This is a genomic window from Pseudomonas sp. THAF187a (genome assembly GCF_009363395.1).
Taxonomy (GTDB): Bacteria; Pseudomonadota; Gammaproteobacteria; order Pseudomonadales; family Pseudomonadaceae; genus Aquipseudomonas; species Aquipseudomonas khazarica.
Genome location: NZ_CP045349.1, coordinates 3,376,860 through 3,393,875, shown reverse-complemented (window position 1 = coordinate 3,393,875; position 17,016 = coordinate 3,376,860). Strand labels below are relative to the sequence as shown.

11 protein-coding genes are annotated in these 17,016 nt (G+C 64.6%); all 11 read right to left on the bottom strand.

Annotated elements, in window-relative coordinates; genetic code table 11:
* Nucleotides 1–17: 17 nt before the first annotated feature.
* The 11 genes from FIV02_RS15720 to FIV02_RS15670 all read right to left on the bottom strand — a co-directional run bounded on the left by FIV02_RS15720 (nucleotide 18) and on the right by FIV02_RS15670 (nucleotide 16,772).
* Nucleotides 18–1,094, bottom strand: coding sequence for an alginate O-acetyltransferase (locus FIV02_RS15720; protein ID WP_152489147.1), 1,077 nt, complete (start codon nucleotides 1,092–1,094; stop codon nucleotides 18–20).
* Nucleotides 1,095–1,104: 10 nt separating this feature from the next.
* Complete coding sequence (locus tag FIV02_RS15715; RefSeq protein WP_152489146.1) at nucleotides 1,105–2,535, bottom strand: MBOAT family protein; 1,431 nt, start codon at nucleotides 2,533–2,535, stop codon at nucleotides 1,105–1,107.
* A gap of 17 nt (nucleotides 2,536–2,552) precedes the next feature.
* Complete coding sequence (locus FIV02_RS15710; RefSeq protein WP_152489145.1) at nucleotides 2,553–3,965, bottom strand: alginate export family protein; 1,413 nt, start codon at nucleotides 3,963–3,965, stop codon at nucleotides 2,553–2,555.
* Nucleotides 3,962–5,437: a sel1 repeat family protein gene (locus tag FIV02_RS15705; RefSeq protein ID WP_152489144.1), complete on the bottom strand. Its 1,476-nt coding sequence runs from the start codon at nucleotides 5,435–5,437 to the stop codon at nucleotides 3,962–3,964. The genes FIV02_RS15710 and FIV02_RS15705 overlap by 4 nt, the downstream gene beginning before the upstream one ends.
* A gap of 7 nt (nucleotides 5,438–5,444) precedes the next feature.
* The gene (locus FIV02_RS15700) at nucleotides 5,445–6,590 is read right to left on the bottom strand and encodes a PilZ domain-containing protein (RefSeq protein WP_152489143.1); all 1,146 of its coding nucleotides are present in this window, start codon (nucleotides 6,588–6,590) and stop codon (nucleotides 5,445–5,447) included.
* A gap of 17 nt (nucleotides 6,591–6,607) precedes the next feature.
* Nucleotides 6,608–8,140, bottom strand: a complete 1,533-nt coding sequence (locus FIV02_RS15695) for a glycosyltransferase (protein ID WP_051800644.1) — start codon at nucleotides 8,138–8,140, stop codon at nucleotides 6,608–6,610.
* Between the two features lie 46 nt (nucleotides 8,141–8,186).
* Nucleotides 8,187–9,617, bottom strand: a complete 1,431-nt coding sequence (locus tag FIV02_RS15690; RefSeq protein ID WP_152489142.1) for a mannose-1-phosphate guanylyltransferase/mannose-6-phosphate isomerase — start codon at nucleotides 9,615–9,617, stop codon at nucleotides 8,187–8,189.
* Between the two features lie 112 nt (nucleotides 9,618–9,729).
* Nucleotides 9,730–11,040, bottom strand: coding sequence for a nucleotide sugar dehydrogenase (locus FIV02_RS15685; RefSeq protein ID WP_152489141.1), 1,311 nt, complete (start codon nucleotides 11,038–11,040; stop codon nucleotides 9,730–9,732).
* Between the two features lie 829 nt (nucleotides 11,041–11,869).
* Complete coding sequence (locus FIV02_RS15680) at nucleotides 11,870–15,016, bottom strand: efflux RND transporter permease subunit (protein ID WP_047584316.1); 3,147 nt, start codon at nucleotides 15,014–15,016, stop codon at nucleotides 11,870–11,872.
* A 1-nt stretch (nucleotide 15,017) separates the two neighbouring features.
* Nucleotides 15,018–16,106, bottom strand: coding sequence for an efflux RND transporter periplasmic adaptor subunit (locus FIV02_RS15675; RefSeq protein ID WP_037055639.1), 1,089 nt, complete (start codon nucleotides 16,104–16,106; stop codon nucleotides 15,018–15,020).
* 9 nt (nucleotides 16,107–16,115) lie between these two features.
* Entirely contained in the window at nucleotides 16,116–16,772 is a 657-nt protein-coding gene (locus FIV02_RS15670) for a TetR/AcrR family transcriptional regulator (protein WP_152489140.1), read from the bottom strand.
* Between the last annotated feature and the right edge of the window lie 244 nt (nucleotides 16,773–17,016).

The window sequence follows — 17,016 nt, the reverse complement described above, 5'->3', positions numbered from 1 at the left end:
TCTGGCTGGTGGAGATGTCAGGGAGAAGGGATCTGGCGTTGGGCGAGGAGGGTGCGCACGGGGAACTCCCAGATCACCGTCTGCACCTCGTCGCCACTGGCGGCAGGGCCGGCCAGGAACTCGTTCATGGACTGGAACGGGCCGCGCGCTTCCAGGGCGACGGTCACCAGATCGCGCTGCAGCGCCTGCTTGAGGAAGCCGGCGAAGTTCCAATCGTCGATACGCGTGTAGCTGGTGCCCACCAGCGCCAGGGAAATGGCCTCGTCGCCGAACAGGCTGGCGCCGAGGCCGCCGCTGTCGTGCTTGAGGGTTTCATGGAGCTGGATGTACACCGGTTCGAAGTAGCTGGGCGCCAGCCTGGGGTCGAATTTCAGGTAGTTGAGCAGGTCGCCGGTGATCTGCTTTTCGCCGGCGGCCTGGGTGACGTAGGGCGTGTCGCCGCGCAGCTGGGGGAACTGTCGGGCCAGGGTCTGCGCCGCCAGTTCGGCCCCCTTCGGGCTCCAGTGGGTGTCGTTGCGCAGGAACAGCGGCTCGGCGGCGGCGACGTCCTGGTACGCGCTGCGCAGGTCGACCGTGTCGATACCGCGCTCGGCCAGGCGCTGGCTGAACTGCTGGTAGAGGCTGCTGATTCGCTCGGCCGGCGCGTAGCTCGAGTGCTCGGCGTAGGTGTCGAGCTTCATCGGCACCGGCAGCATGATCAGCTGCTTGCCCTGCTGAGCCAGTTGCGCGTGGACCTTGTCGATCAGCGCCAGTTGCTTGTCCAGGTTCTGCTCCAGGTCGCTGGGCAGCAGGTACTCCTGGTTGGTGAACAGCCAGCCATCGCGGCCCAGCACCACGCCGCTGGCCCCTTCGCGGAAGATCGCCTGCTGGATGTTCGCCCACAGCTCCACGGATGGGTCGCGCAGAAACAGGCGCTTGTCGTAGAACTGCTCGAACTTGCGCACCAGCTTGCCGTCGAGAAACAGCGACAGGGCCTGGGTCTGGGTGCTGGAGAACGCGAGCACCGCAGGCAGCGAGTACAGGAACATGCCGCACAGCAGAACGCAGAACAGGATGCCGTTGATCTTGCTGGCCGAACTCATCACCGGAAACATGTCGGCAACCTCAGAACTGGAAGTACAGGAAAGGGGAGAAGGAATTCGCCGCCAGACGGGTGAGCGTCAGCAGGAAGCCAAGCCACAGCAGGAGCATGCCGACGCCGCTGACGTGCTGCATGAAGTACGTCTGCTGGCCGGCGTTGGCGTAGTAGCGGATGTTGATCGAGCCGGCGACGACGATCCACAGCAGGGCGATCAGGGTGAAGGTCATGGTCATGGCCGAGGTGCCGAACCAGTAGAGGTCCAGCGAGCCGAAGCCGTTGAGGCCGATCAGCGCCTTGTAGATCTGCAGGGCGTGGGGCAGGGCGCCGGTGAAGAACAACGGCATGCAGGACGCCAGGACGAACATGCAGCGCGCGTTGCGCCAGAAGTTGTAGGGCGTGTTGATCTTGGTGGCGATGCCCAGCCGGCGCTCGATGACCATGGCGATGCCGAAGAACAGGCCCCAGAAGATGAAGGCGAAGCTGGGGCCGTGCCACAGGCCGGACAGCATCATGGTGATGACCAGGCCGACGAGCATGCCGACCAGGCGCTTGCGCACCAGCGGCATGTACACGTAGTCGCGCAGGAAGTCGGCCAGGGTCATGTGCCAGCGCTGCCAGAACTCGGTGATGCTCTGCGCGATGTAGGGTTGGTTGAAGTTCTCCGCGAAACGGAAGCCCATCATCATGCCCAGGCCGATGGCCATGTCGCTGTAGCCGGAGAAGTCGAAGTACAGCTGCAGCGCGGAGACCAGCAGGCCGAACCAGGCGTCCGCCATCTGCAGCTCGCCACCGCCGATGAACAGCGTGTTCATCGGCGCCAGGGAGTCGGCGATCAGCACCTTCTTGATGAAGCCGAGCATGAAGCGGCAGGCGCCCAGGGAAAACAGTTCCAGGGAGTGGCTGCGGTTCTTCAGCTGCTTGTCGATCAGGCTGTAGCGCAGGATCGGCCCGGCGATCAGCTGCGGGAACAGGGCGATGTAGGCGGCGAAATCGACGAAGCGATCGGTGGGTTCCGCGTTGCGCCGGTAGATGTCGACGATGTAGCTCAGGGCCTGGAACACATAGAAGGAAATGCCCAGCGGCAGGATGATGTGTTCCAGGGTGAAGGTATTGATACCCAGCGGCTCGAGTACCGCGACCAGCACGTCGGCACCGAAGTTGGCGTACTTGAAGTAGCCGAGGGTGGCCAGGTTGCCGATCACGCCGACGCTCAGCAGGCGAAAGGCGATCTGCTTCTCGCCGGCATCGATTCGTGCCTTGATGCGCAGGCCGAACCAGTAGTTCCAGTAGGAAATGGCGACGAACAACAGCAGGAAATCGGGCCGCCACCAGGCGTAGAACAGGTAGCTGCCGAGCACGATCACGTAGGAGCGCCAGTGATCCCTGGCCAGGTAATAGCAGAGTAGGAAGACCGGCAGGAACAGGAACAGGAAGACATTGGAGGCGAAGATCATGCTGGCGCTGCTCTCGGTCAGTAGGTCAGGGTGATGCCCAGCGTCACCTGGTAGTCGTCGCCGATCTCCAGTGCGCTACCGGCCCTGAAGTAACTCAGGCTGGTCAGGGTGTTGAGCTGGATGCGCTTGCCGTCGTAGGCCAGCGGGAACATGCGCCAGTAGTGATTGATGTCCAGCACCTGGCCCAGGTGCGACGACCCGCTGTCACGCACCAGGCCATCGGTGGTGGTGCGCAGTGGCAGCTGCGCGGAGGCATTGCGCAGGCGCAGATCGCTCAGGCGCATGTCCAGCTGGCTGCGGTCGGTCGGCTGGGTTTCCAGGCTGATGCCATAGAACGCCAGGTTGCTCAGGTTGACGCTGACCAGGTTGCTGACCAGGCGGCTGCTGTAGCTGAAGGGGTCGTTGCGCCGGTCCGACTGGATGCGGTTGAGGCTGAAGCCGTCGTTGCCGCTGTCGTCCGGGCGGTCGGTGAGACCGGCGCTGAGGCCGACGCGCGGGGTCCAGGGCAGGCTCTCGAAACGCTTGCCGACATCGCCGACCAGCGCCCAGCCGCGCTTGTCGCTGCGCTCACGCTGGCCGTTGGCCTGGGTGATGTCCTGCGTGCCATCGAGCCGCACGGCTTCCAGCTGGTAGTCGCTGACCAGCGAGGTCAGCTGGCGCGTGTCGCCGCGCAGGAAGATGCCGTAGCGCAGGCCGTCGAAGTCCTGGCGATCATCCACCGAGCTGCCCGAGTGATCGTCCTCGTGCAGCAGGCGCGCGCCGATCCAGTGATCGGCATGCCAGCGCCAGGCGTACTCGGCCATCAGGTAGCGGATGTTCTTGTCGCGCGGGTCGAGGCGATTGTCGTCGGAGTTGTAGTAGTAGAACTTCTCGGCGACGGCGACGAAGCCGCTGGCGAAGCTGTCGTTGTAGTCCAGGCGCAGGGCTTCGATGCTGTCGTCCCACCAGATGCCGAAGCGATCACTGAAGCGCTGGCGGCCGAAGGTGGCGGAGAAACGCGGGTCGTCGCCGAGCAGGTTGCGGCGTGCGTAGAACTCGCGGGCCTCGCTGTAGGCATGACGACGCCGGCTCAGGCTCTCGTCGCTGCCCTCGGTGTTCTGCAGGGCGTTCGGGTCGGTGTCGTAGTTGAGCCACAGGCGACCGAAGAGCTCCCACCTGGCCCAGCGCTGCTCGGGCGAGTACCAGCGGTAGGAAGGCTCGTAGCGCAGGCTGAAGAAGGTGCGGCGATCCTCGCCGAGGCGGGTCTCGTCGGGACCATAGCCGGTGCGCATGAACAGCTTGTGGGTCAGCAGCGAGGTGACCGGTTCGAGCTCGGGCGACAGGCTGCCGGCCTCGGCCGCCGGGTTGTCGAGCTCATCGGCCTGCGCCAGGAACGGGGGCAGGCAAGCGAGCAACAGGGCGGCGCAGCGCAGGGCGTTGGGGCGGATCACAGGGCGAACTCCTCGATGAGACGGTTGCCATCACGGGTGGCGGCGGTGCGTTGCTCGGGCGTCAGCCTGGAGCCCAGCGCCTGCGTCAGCGCTGCTGCGCGTTGATCGCCCAGTTCCTGAGCGGCGAAGGCGAAGGTGTAGGCCTTGGCGTTGTCGCGGCAGATGGCGCGGCCATAGGTGTAGAGGCGGGCAATGCGCATCAGGGCGTTGATCGAGCCGGCCCTGGCTTCCTGCAGGTACAGCGCCAGGGCCCGTTCCTGATCGGGCTCGTCCAGGACGCCCTGGTTGTACATGTCGCCCTCGAGCAGCGTGGCTTCGGGGTAGTGCTCGGCTTGCAGCTCGGCGATCAGGCGCTGGCTCAGGTGCGGATCGAGGGTGCGCCACAGCACCATGTGCAGCCTGGCGCGCAGGGCCTTGATGTGTTGCGGGGTGATGGGCTGCTCACGCTCGGCCATGCTCAGGCTGAGGTTCTGCCCCTGGCGCTGTTCCAGGCGCTGGACCAGGTCCACCACCGGCTCCGGGCCGTAGCGATCCGGAGCGGTCATGAGGAAGTTGGCCTTGCTCACCATCGCCGGGCCGAAGTCACGGGCGATGGCGTTGTCCAGCCACTGCAGCACCTCGCGGTCGAGCTGTTCGATGAGGCTGGCGTGTGCCTGGGCCTTCAGTTCGCGGGCCTGTTTCTCCTCGTCGGTCTGCGCACGCGACAGCGGGCGGCTGTTGTTGTAGGCGCTGATCTCGGCGTTGCGCACCTCGGTCAGTTGCTGGGCGATGCGCTGCACCAGGTCGACCGGCAGGGTGGCCATGCGCGGCGCCAGTTGCTCGGCGAACGCGCGGAAACGTTGGTTGCGCGCCTCGCCGAGAAAATCGTAGTAGCGGTACACGGCGCGCGGGTCGCTTTCCACCGCCAGGCGGAACCACCTGTCAGCAGACTCGGTGTCACCGGCACGGGCCGCCGCGACGGCGCGGTAGAGCGGGGCGTGGCAATACACCAGGCAGGCACGGTCATAGAGGTCGATCAACTGCGTGACTTGTGCCGCGTCGAACAGCTCGGGAAAGACCAGGAACACTTCCAGGCGGGTGTCGACGCTGATGAAGTCGCGCCCGGCCTTGAAACGCTGCAGCGCCTGATCCATGTAGGCGCGGTTGGCCTGTTGCCAGCGCGGCTTGTAGTCCACCAGGCGCGCCAGTGGCACCAGTGCGCCGATATCGCCGCGGCCCTCGGCGAAGGCCTGCTTGAACAGTTCGATGGCGCGTGCGGTGTTTGCCGGGCTGCGGCTCGCCAGCACTTCGCCGAGCAGTCGCGTCGCGCCTAGGTCGCCACGGGCGGCCAGGGCACGCAGGTCCTCCTCCACCGGCGCCAGGTTGTCCTGGAACAGCGCGTAGCGAATCTGTTCGAGGCTGCGGGCCGCCTGCGCCGGCCCGGCGATGGCCAGGGACAGGGCAGTGGTGCACAGGAGCGATCTGAGCGACATGGTGACCTCAGAATGTCCAGCGCAGGGGCAGGCCGAGCTTGAACTCGACGGCGGCCGGCAGTTGATAGGTGCTGAGCGGCAGCGGGTGATCCGGCTTGATGGTCAGCTCGACCATCTGCCGCTGATCGTCCACGCGACTGGAAACGATCTCGCCGGAGAAGGTGTCGTCGCTGCCCAGTACACGCATCTCCACCGCGCGAACCCGCTCGAGCTTGTCCATGCGCTCGAAAGGAACGCTGGCCTTGATGTTCAGTGGCTGGTCCTGCGGCAACAGGTGGACCAGCTCCTGCTGCTTGTAGGCGAAGCCGTCCAGGCGTGGTGCAGGGAAGTAGAGGCTGCAGTTGCACGGGCTGGCGATCACCGTTTCCACCGTGACCCGACCCAGCAGGGCGGCGACATCCTGCTCGCTGAGGTCGCCCAGTGCGGCGATGTCGGCGGGGCTGGTGAGGCTGCTGGCCAGTTGTGTGGAGACGCTGGCCAGTGGTTGCCCGGTGCTGACGCGGGTCTGCTCGGCGCCGATCAGGTAACGCAGGTTGCCGTTCTCCGGCATGCTGACGATGTAGGCGTTGGCACCGACGACCGCTTGCGCGGCAGGCATCTGGAAGAACAGCAGGTAGCTCTTGTAGACGATCAGGGTCACTGCGGCGGCGCCGGCGCAGAAGAACAGCAGCGAACCGAGGGCCGCCTTCAGGCGCTCTGCGGGCGTACGTGCGCTGGCCTGCTTGGTCTTGCGCTCCTTGATGTAGTTCTCGCGCTGCATGACGTTGAACAGGCCGTTGATGTCGGCGATGTCGCCGGACATGTAGGCGGAGATGATGTAGCGCAGGATGTCGCGCTTCTGCCGGTCGAGCTCGACGAACTCGGCGCCGACTTCGTGGCCGCGCTGCGAGACGATCTTCAGCTTGGTATCGATGTTCAGGTCGACCGTGTGCAGGTTCAGCTTGATCGAGCCGTTGAACAGGCTGCCGATCTTCAGCGGCTGATCCAGCAGCAGGCCGATTCCGCCCAGGGAAATGTCCTGGATCTCGCACTCCAGTTCCTTGATGCCGTTGCCTGCCAGGGTCAGGCGGGCAGGGATCTTGGCGCGAACGAACTGGCGTTCATCGATCGCTTCATGAACAACGTTTGCAGGTAGGACAGTGGTGCTACTCATAGCATTCGCGCCTTTGCTTAGGGTTGCGTGAGTTCCAACAGGACCGAGATGACCCCGAAGAAAATGGCGATGGAGGACAGCAACATGGTCTTCGAGGTCCAGCGGTTGAGCGCCGCATCGAAGCTGACGTTGCCGTTGCTGATCGTGGTCTTCTGCCGCGTCCAGCTCTGCTGGTCCATGTGGAACATGGTGTAAACCTTCATCACCGAGCCGACGATCTGGTTGTAATAGAGAACGAAGGGGTACATCGGATCGACCGGGTGCTGGGTGAAGAAGAACAGCAGCGTCACCAGGGTCCGCGACAGCAGCACCCAGAACAGGTAGATCAGCAGGTACTGCACGCCGAACAGCAGGCCGGCCACCACCGAGGCGCTGAGGCCCATCAGGCAGGTCCACATGGACACGCGCTGGTCGTAGAGCACGTACATGGTGAACAGGCCGAGGCGATCGAGGCCCAGCAGGCGGGTAGCGCGGAAGTTCTGCCGCAGCGAGTTGCCGTACCAGCGATACATCAGCTGCCGCGTGGCGCGCAGGAAGCTGTTGTCTGGCGGGTGCTCGACGGTCAGGGTATGGCTGTCCGGCACGTAGAAGGTGTCCCAGCCGGCGCGCATCAGGCTGAACCAGGAGGACTTGTCGTCGCCGGTGAGAAACTGGAAACGGCCCAGGCGCCAGTGGTCGAGGAAGTCCGCCTCGACGTCCTTGATGAACGCCGGGTCGGTCATCACGCTGGCGCGGAAGAACGACAGGCGCCCGGTCATGGTCAGCACGCGCTTGCTCAGCGCCATCGAGCACATGTTGATGTGCCGCTGGACGAAGCGCATGGTGTGCCACTCCTGCATCAGCCTGCTGCCTTCCACCTCGCAGAACTCGTTGGTGGTGATGCCGCCGACGCTGGGCAGGTAGGCGAACAGGGTGACGGCGCGTTCCACGCAGCCCGGCAGCATCATGGTGTCGCCGTCGACCACGCCGACCACGGCGTTTTCCAGTGGCATCTGCCGTGACAGGGCGCGGAAGGCGTGGGCCAGGCCGTCGCGTTTGCCGGTGCCGCGAGCCCGCACGATGACCAGCTTGATGTCGTCGCGATCACGCACCTCCTGGCGCATGATGTCCTTGATGAAGTTCTCGTCACCCTTCTCCACGATGGAAGCGATGATGGTGCAGGGCACCGGCATGCGCTGCACTTCCTGGAACACCGACTGGTAGACCTTGAACGTGGTGTGCGTCGGGATGCGGAAGCTGGTCACCACCATGAACATATGGTCGGGCAGGGCGGCGTCGCCCATGCGTTCGACGGCCTTGCGCATGCGCGGAAACCGCCAGTGCAGGAAGTACATGCCACGCAGGTAGTGGGTCGCGGCGTTGCCGTAGCGCCACATGCCCAGGGCGCCGATCAGGAAGATGAACTTCTGGTGCGACGGGTCCAGGTAGCTGGGGTCGACCATCTCCGAGGCGAGCGCGATCAGTGCGATCAGGCAGAGCCAACCGCACAGTTTGCCGAGGCCGGGCGAGGCCTCGAACCACCCCAGAGGTGCTGTTAAATGCCTGAGCATGGGCGTGCTTCCTCCATTGAAGCCGTGTGGGCACGTCTTGCCGCTATCAGTTGATCGTGAGGTCGTCGGTGCGGCCGTAGACATCCTCGAAACGCTCGATGTCGTCCTCGCCCAGGTAGCTGCCCGACTGGACCTCGATGATCTCCAGGGGGATCTTGCCGGGGTTGGCCAGGCGGTGAATGGCGGCGATGGGGATGTAGGTCGACTGGTTTTCCCAGAGCAGGAAGGTCTTGTCGTCACAGGTCACGCGGGCCGTGCCGGATACCACGATCCAGTGCTCGGCGCGGTGGTGGTGCTTCTGCAGGGAGAGGCTGGCGCCCGGTTTCACCACGATGCGCTTGACCTGGAAGCGGTTGCCGCTGTCGAGCGAGTCGTAGCTGCCCCAGGGGCGGTAGACCTGGCAGTGGCTGTTCGCCTCGCTGCGGCCCTTGCAGGTCAGCTGGTTGACCAGCTGCTTGACGTCCTGCACCCGGTCCTTGTGGGCGACCATCACGGCGTCCTTGGTCTCGACCACCACCACGTCGTCCAGGCCGACCAGGGTCACCAGCTTGCTCTGGCTGTGCGCCAGGCAGTTGTGGCTGTCGTGCAGCATCACGTCGCCGGACTGGCAGTTGCCGTCGCCGTCCTTGTCCTGGACGTCCCACAGCGCCGACCACGAGCCGACGTCGTTCCAGCCGGCACACAGCGGCACCACACAGGCGCGGTCGGTCTTCTCCATCACGGCGTAGTCGATGGAGTTGTCGGGGCAGCACTCGAACGCGCTCGGGTCGATGCGGATGAACTGCAGGTCGTGGGTGCTGCGGCTCAGCGCCAGCTGGCAGGTGTCATAGATGTCCGGGTCGTGACGCTGCAGTTCCTCGAGGTAGCGGCTGCAGCGGAACAGGAACATGCCACTGTTCCAGACGTAGTCGCCCTGGGCCACGAATTCGCAGGCCGTCTCCAGGTCGGGCTTCTCGACGAAGGCCTCGACCGCCAGTACGCCCTGCGGAAGTTCGCACGCATCACGTCCGGTCTTGATGTAGCCATAGCCGGTCTCGGGGCGCTCGGCAGGTACGCCGAACAGCACCATCGCACCCTGTTCCGCTGCGTTGCGGGCCACGGCGAGGGCCTTGTGGAACACCGCGACGTCCTCGATCACATGGTCCGCCGGCAGTACCAGCAACAGTTCGTCCCGGCCCTCGGCCAGCAGGTGCATGGCGGCGATGGCGACCGCAGGTGCGGTATTGCGGCCGAAGGGCTCCAGCAGGATGGTCTGGGCTTCGTGGCCGATGCTCGCCAGCTGTTCGCTGACGATGAAGCGGTGTTCCTCGTTGCACACCACGATGGGCTTGCTCATGCCGTCGAACGCCAGGCGCCCGATGGTCTGCTGGAGCATCGTCTCGTTGCCGGTGAGGGCGAGAAACTGCTTGGGGTACTGCTTGCGGGACAGGGGCCAGAGGCGAGAGCCACTGCCGCCAGACAAAATCAGGGGAATCATGCTGTCACTCCGTGTAAACACCGATTCAGGGCTATTGGCAGGAAACCGGCATGCGCCGTAACCAATCGAACGGCACCGCGCCGGTGCCACCGCTGTTCTTGTTAGCGTGCGCTTACCAGCAGATGCCTTCCCTGTTGGCTTGAGTGGCGTGTTCCATGAATCCGACCAGGTCGACGATCTGCTTGTCGTCACCGATGCCCTTCACGACATCGGCGAAGCGTGGCTCGCCATTGCCGACGATCAGCACATCGGAGGCTGCGACCACATCGTCCAGCTCCTTGCACAGCAGCGAGGAGACGTGCGGGATCTTCGACTCGATGTAGTCCTTGTTGGCGCCGAAGACCCGTGCGTATTCGACGTTGCTGTCGAAGATCTTCAGCTCGTAGCCCTTGCCGATGAGCATCTCGGCCAACTCCACCAGCGGGCTTTCACGCAGGTCGTCGGTGCCGGCCTTGAAGCTCAGGCCGAGCAGACCGATGCGGCGCTTGTCGTAGCCCGTGACGATGTCGAAGGCCTTCTTCACCTGAGCGGCGTTGCTGCGCATCAGCGAGCCGATCAGTGGCGCCTCGACATCCAGGCTGCCGGCGCGGTAGGAGAGGGCGCGCACGTCCTTGGGCAGGCACGAGCCGCCGAAGGCGAAGCCGGGCTTCATGTAGTACTTGGAGAGGTTGAGCTTGTGGTCCTGGCAGATCACGTCCATCACTTCGCGACCATCGACGCCGGCCGCCTTGGCGATGTTGCCGATCTCGTTGGCGAAGGTGACCTTGGCCGCATGCCAGACGTTGCAGGTGTATTTGATCATCTCGGCAACTTCGATCGACTTGCGGATGATCGGTGCGTCGAGTTCGCTGTAGAGCTCTTGCAGCAGGTCGCCGGACTGTTCGTCCAGTTCGCCGATGACGGTCATCGCCGGGAAGTCGTAGTCCTTGATCGCCGTGCTTTCACGGAGGAATTCCGGGTTGGTGGCCACGCCGAAGTCGACACCGGCTCGCTTGCCGGAGGCACTTTCGAGCAGCGGGATCACGACGTTCTTCACGGTGCCAGGCAGGACCGTACTGCGCACGACCACGGTGTGGCGCTCCTGCTTGTCGCGCAGGGCTGCACCAATCTGCTGGCACACCGACTCCATGTAGCCGAGGTCGAGGTCGCCATTGCGCTTGCTCGGCGTACCGACGGCAATGAACGACAGTTCGCTGGCCAGCACCGCAGCGCTGACGTCGGTGGTGCCGTGCAGCAGCCCGGAACGTACGCCGGCGTCGAGCAGTTCGGCCAGGCCAGGCTCGACGATGGGCGACTTGCCCTGGTTGATCAGGTCGATCTTGGCCTGCGATACGTCCACGCCGACGACATCGTGACCACGGGCGGACAAGCAGCCAGCACAGACAGCCCCCACATAGCCCAGTCCGAAAATACTGATACGCATAGGTCCTTCTCCTTAATTAACTGAGTCGGTCAATTGCTGCTGCTGACCCTAATCCCTGTTTCATTGCGCCTGTATGAATCAACGGTTTATTTCCGTTGTATTCGTCTGGCTGGCTGAAAGTGCGCGGATATTAGCGTCGGCTGTTTTGCGCTTTCAAGCAAAACATGGACCTTATTTTTTTATTTTGTTTGTTTAATCTTTTGTTATTTTTTTTATTATAAAAATCAATAACTTAAAGTTTGTGGTATTTATGTCGCCAAAAAAAAGTCGCACATTTTCGCTGTGTTATTTTTATGGCGTCATAAAGTCGATGCTTTTCTGCGTGCTTATGTCGCACGCACTTCGGTGCTGTGCGCGTTAGTTGTGCGGGGTGTCTGTAATATCATTGCGATATGTCTGTGCGGTGGTTTTGCCTTCGCTGCGACGAAGTTGGCAATATCGAACTCGAACTGGCGGGCCGGCGCTGCCGGCCTCCGCGTTCTGTGAGGCAATGCGGAAATTCAGGCTTGGCACAGTGCCACTGTCTGGACTACTCTCCGGTCACCGGGCTAACGAAGTGGCCAACAGGCAGGATGCCGACCCCATACACTTCGTTAGCTCGGTTTTCAGTTGCGTGGCCTGCAGATCGCCGGATCTGCAGGCAAAACAAAGCCCTCTCCTGGAGGGCTTTGTCGTTTCTGCGGGGCACTCGCGTTGCAGCGGTGGCGGAAAAAGGCGTCCTTGCCAGCTTTCCTTTCCCGCCCTTGAGCTGTCGTATCGATCAGCCTAGGCGAAGTCTGGCGTTTCGCCATGCAGTGGCCTGGTGCCGACAGCGCCTGCGCGTCTGGCCTCAGTCGCTGCGTTGCAGCCGGGCCTTGCCGGGTTTGCTGGCGACGAGGTGTTCCGGCAGGTCGAGCAGGTCGGTGTCGTAGGTCTCCAGTGGCGGCGGACGCCGCTCGAAACGCGCGCCGAGCACCAGCAGGCAAGGCGTCAGCAGCAGCGTCAGGACCGTGGCGAACGCCAGGCCGCCGGCGATGGCGCTGGACAGCTGCGTCCACCATTGGGTCGACGGGGCGCCGAAGCCGAGGCTCGGCGTGAGCAGGTCGACGTTGATGCTGAGCACCATCGGCATCAGGCCGAGGATGGTGGTCACGGCGGTGAGCAGCACCGGGCGCAGGCGCAGGCTGCCGGTCTCCAGCGCGGCCTCGCGTGGGGCCAGGCCCTGCCGGCGCAGCTGGTTGTAGGTGTCGATGAGGATGATGTTGTTGTTCACCACGATACCAGCCAGGGCGATCAGGCCCATGCCGACCATGACGATGCCGAACGACTGGCCGTTGACCAGCAGGCCGATCAGCACCCCGGCGGTCGACAGGACGATCGCGGAAAGCACCAGGGCTGCCTGGTAGAGGCTGTTGAACTGGGTCACCAGGATGATCGCCATGAGGAAGATGGCGACCAGGAACGCGGTCATCAGGAAGGTGGCCGCCTCCTGCTGGTCGGCATCCTCGCCGGTGAACTTCACCTTGACCTCGGCCGGCACCTCGCCGAGCGCCTTGCGCAGGGCCTTGAGGCGTTCGTCCAGGCGTGCGCCGTCGGCCAGGTCGGCCTGCAGGGTGATGGTGCGATCGCCATCCACGCGGCGCAGGGTGCCGACCTTGGGCGCGGGCTGCAGGTCGACGAAGTTGCTCAGCGGGACCTGGCCGGCTGCCGTGTTCAGCGTCAGGCGGCCAAGCTGATCGAGCGAGCGCCAGTTGTTGGGCAGGCGCACGCGGATGTCGACTTCGTCGGTGGCGTCTTCGGGGCGGTAGGTTGCCAGCTTCAGGCCGTTGGTGATCATCTGCACCGCGTTGCCGACGCTCAGGACATCGGCGCCGAAGCGGGCCGCGGCCTCGCGGTCGACCTTGATCCGCCACTCGATGCCGGGCAGGGCGCGGTCATCCTCGATATCGACGAAACCTCCGAGCTTCTGCATCTCGCCGCGAATGCGCTCGACCCATTGTTCGGTCAGCGCTGTGTCCAGGGTACTGATCTGCAGCTTGACCGGCTTGCCGTCGGTGGGGCCTTCCTCCTGCTTGCGGAACTCCAGCACCACGCCGGGAATGCCGGCGGTGCGCTGGCTCATTTCGGCGAGGATGTCCTTGGCCGGGCGCCGCTGGTGCCAGTCGACGAACTGGAACTGCAGGGTGCCGATCACGTCGGCGCCCAGCTGACCTTCCGGTTGCGCCAGGGAGCGGGCATACAGCGCCTTGACCTCGCGCATGCCCAGCACCTGCTTCTCGACCTGCCTGAGCAGGGCGTCCTTCTCCTGGATCGACAGGTCGCCACGGGCACGCAGCCAGATCTGCGCGCTTTCCGGCTCGACCTCCGGGAAGAACTCCACGCCATGGTTGAAGCGACCGTAGCCGATATAGATGAGGGCGATCAGCGCGAGCATGCCGAGCAGCGTCAGGCCGGGGCGCTTGAGCAGCGTCGCCAGCAGATGGCGATAGGCCGTGCCGGCGCGGTTGCTGGTCGTCGCCTGCGGCCGCGCCTTGCCGCCGCTGACGGCGCCGAGCACCGGCAGGAACACCAGGGCCATGGCCAGCGAGGCGAGCAGGCAGATGATCACCGTGGCGGGCAGGTACTTCATGAACTGGCCGACCACGCCGGGCCAGAACAGTAGCGGCAGGAACACCACCAGGGTGGTGGCGGTGGAGGCGATCACCGGCCAGGCCATGCGCGTGGCGGCATTGGCCCAGGCCTGGCGCGGCGACTGGCCCTGCTGCAGGTAGCGGTCGGCCAGTTCGGAGACCACGATGGCGCCGTCGACCAGCATGCCGGCCACCAGGATCAGACTGAACAGCACGACGATGTTGAGGGTGAAACCGAGCATCCAGATCAGCAGGATGCCGCTGAGAAACGCACCGGGAATGGTCAGCCCCACCAGCAGTGCCGAGCGCATGCCCATGCTCGCCACCACCAGGATCAGTACCAGGACGATGGCGGTCAGCACGTTGTTGAGCAGGTCGCCGAGCATGTTCTGCACTTCCTGCGACTGGTCCATGATGTAGCTGACTTCCACGCCGGGTGGCAGCAGGGGTTTGGCCTGCTCCATCAGCGCCTTGACCTGATCGATGGTGGCGAGGATGTTGGCGCCGCTGCGTTTGGCCACCTCCAGTACGATGGCCGGCTGGCCGTTGATTCGGGCGAAGCCGGTGGGGTCCTTGAAGGTGCGGCGGATGGTGGCGACATCGGCGAAGGTCACCACGCTGTCGCCGACCACCTTGATCGGCATGTTCATGACGTCTTCGAGGTCCTCGATGACGCCCGGAACCTTCATGCTCATGCGCCCGGCACCGGTGTCCAGGCTGCCGGCGGCGACCAGGCGGTTGTTGCGGCTGACCAGGTTGAACAGTTCGTTGTAGTCGATGCCGTAGCTGTCGAGCACCTGCGGGTCGACGACGATTTCCATCAGGTCCTCGCGGTCGCCACCGATGGTCACCGAGAGCACCTCGCCGATGCCTTCGATGTTCTCCTTCAGGCGCCGGGCGATGTACACCAGCTCGGTCTCGGCGATCGGCCCGGACAGGCCTACCGAGAGCACCGGGAACAGGGCCACGTTGACCTCGGTCACGGTCGGCTCGTCGGCCTCGTCGGGCAGCTTGCTGCGTGCGGTGTCGACTTTCTCGCGGACGTCGGCCAGTGCCACCTTGGCGTCGAAGCCTGCGTCGAATTCCAGGGTGACGGAGGAGTGGCCCTCGCTGGAGACCGAGCTCATCTCCTTGACCCCTTCGAGGCTGCGCAGCTCCTGTTCCAGCGGGCGCACCAGCAGGCGGTCGCCATCTTCCGGGCTGATGCCTTCCAGGGTCACCGACACGTAGATCATCGGAATGGTGACGTCCGGGTTGGACTCCTTGGGCATGGCGACGTAGGCCAGCAGCCCCCCGCACAGCAGGAACAGCAGGATCAGCAGGGTGGTACGGCTGCGGTCGAGCGCGGCGGCAATCAGTGCGTGCATCTCAGCTGCCCTCTGCGGCGAGTTGCGTGCGCACCTGCTGGCCCGCTTCGACGAAGCCCTGGCCCAGGGTGATCAGCGCGACTTTCGGCGGCAGGCCGCTGACCCAGGCGCCCTGGTTGTCGACGCTGATCAGTTGCACGGGGGTGAATTCCACGCGCTGCTCATCGTTGACCCACTTGACGCCGTGGCGGCCGTTCTCGTCGAGGCTGAGCAGGGCAGGGGACAGGCGGTGGGCCATGGCCTCGCCGGTCTGGATGTGCAGCGTGGCGCTGGCACCTGCCAGGCGCAGGCCGTCCGGGTTGTCCACCTTGACCTCGATACGGAAGCTGCGCGAGTCCGGGTCGGCGGCCGCGGCGATGAAGTGCAGCTCGCCCTGCAGCGTGCGGCCGTCGAGCAGTTCCACGCTCACCGCTTGCCCCAGCTGCAGCTGGGTGACCTGCTGCTGGGCGATCTGCGCGGTGACCTTGAGGCGGTCGATGTCCACCAGGGTCAGCAGGCTTTGTCCGGGCTGCACGTAGTCGCCCAGTTCGACCGCGCGCTGATCGTAGATGCCGGCGAACGGCGCCTTGATCCTGGTGTTGCGCAGGTGCAGGCGAGCGCTGTCGAGTTCGGCGCGGGCCTTGGCCAGTTCGCTCTCCAGGCGCATCAGCTCGCTGGCGGAGATCAGGCTGCGCTCGCGCAGGCGCCTGGCCGCAGTCACGTCGCTCTCGCGCTGGCGCACGTCGGCTTCGCTGCGCGCCACCTGGGCCGGCCGGTCATCCGGCGACAGGCTGAGCAGCAGTTGCTCGGCGGCGACGCGGTTGCCCTTGTCCTGGTCCAGCTTCTGCACGCTGCCACTGACCTGCGCACGCAGCTCGACCCGGCGCCAGGCTTCGATCTGCCCCTGTACCACGTGCTGGCGCTGCATGGGCTGTGCCTCCAGCCACTGCACTTCGACCCTGGCCAGCTCGGCGGCGGCCAAGGGCTTGTCCGGCTCGGCCTGCGCCTCGTCACGGGCGCTGAAGCGTTCGCCGCTGAACAGCCAGAGCAGCAGGGCGATGGCGATGACGACCGCGATGATCCAGGGGCGTTTACTGAGGTGCGTGAACATGAGAATCCCTTACTCGTTGGTGGCGGCCGCTGCCAGCAGCGCAGCGGCCTGGCCGTGCAGGCCGGCGATGATGAAGTCGGTGACGCGTTCGAAATAGGCGTCGAAGGCAATGGGGTCGGCCCAGTGCTCGAAACCGCCCGAGGCAATGCGCGTCATCACCCCGTTGATGCACGCCTCCACGCCCCACAACAGGTGCTGGCAGTGCTCGTCAGAAAGCTGCAGGCCGGCGAAGCTGTTCTGCAGCAGTTCGCTGAACAGGGCCATGTACTCGGCTTCGAGTTCGAGGAACTGTTCGCGGTAGGGCGGCTCCAGGCGTTCCTGAAAGGCCGGGCGGTCACAGTGCAGGCACAGCTGGGCCTGTAGCGGGTCGGCCAGCAGCTGCTCGAAGGCGCGACGGATCATCCGGCGCATGGCTTCCGGCGCCGGGGCCGAGTGGGAGAGTGTCTGCAGTTCGATCAGGTGCATGCGCGAGCGATCCAGCACCAGGCGCGCAAACAGTGCTTCCTTGCTGGGAAAGTGCTTGTACACGGTGCCCTTGCCGATGCCGGTGTGGCGCGCCACTTCGGCGATTGTGACGCGGTCCCAGGACTGACTCTGGAACAGCTGTCGAGCGGCTTCGAGCAAGGCGGTTTCACGTTGCTGGAAGAGTTGATCCTGATAGCGCATGGGCTTTCCACGAAAAACTGTGACCGGCGGTCATGCTATGACTGTTGGTCACAAGGCGGCAAGCCAGGAGTTGTAACAAGGCAATTGGCGTGGGTGGGGTTGCGCCCTGCTGCCGGCGGGTACCGTTCGCCGGGGGGCGCTGCGAGGCCGTCCGGGGACCGGCCATTTCGTTGTCTTGGTGCCCTGCGGGCGATGAAGCCTGCTGCGGGGCGCGCGGCGGCAGATGCGATGAAAGGGCGGCCAC

Coding starts and splice junctions, on each gene's coding strand:
- FIV02_RS15720 (WP_152489147.1), bottom strand. CDS start 1,094: ATGTTTCCGGTGATGAGTTCGGCCAGCAAGATCAACGGCATCCTGTTC.
- FIV02_RS15715 (WP_152489146.1), bottom strand. CDS start 2,535: ATGATCTTCGCCTCCAATGTCTTCCTGTTCCTGTTCCTGCCGGTCTTC.
- FIV02_RS15705 (WP_152489144.1), bottom strand. CDS start 5,437: ATGTCGCTCAGATCGCTCCTGTGCACCACTGCCCTGTCCCTGGCCATC.
- FIV02_RS15700 (WP_152489143.1), bottom strand. CDS start 6,590: ATGAGTAGCACCACTGTCCTACCTGCAAACGTTGTTCATGAAGCGATC.
- FIV02_RS15695 (WP_051800644.1), bottom strand. CDS start 8,140: ATGCTCAGGCATTTAACAGCACCTCTGGGGTGGTTCGAGGCCTCGCCC.
- FIV02_RS15690 (WP_152489142.1), bottom strand. CDS start 9,617: ATGATTCCCCTGATTTTGTCTGGCGGCAGTGGCTCTCGCCTCTGGCCC.
- FIV02_RS15685 (WP_152489141.1), bottom strand. CDS start 11,040: ATGCGTATCAGTATTTTCGGACTGGGCTATGTGGGGGCTGTCTGTGCT.
- FIV02_RS15680 (WP_047584316.1), bottom strand. CDS start 15,016: ATGCACGCACTGATTGCCGCCGCGCTCGACCGCAGCCGTACCACCCTG.
- FIV02_RS15675 (WP_037055639.1), bottom strand. CDS start 16,106: ATGTTCACGCACCTCAGTAAACGCCCCTGGATCATCGCGGTCGTCATC.
- FIV02_RS15670 (WP_152489140.1), bottom strand. CDS start 16,772: ATGCGCTATCAGGATCAACTCTTCCAGCAACGTGAAACCGCCTTGCTC.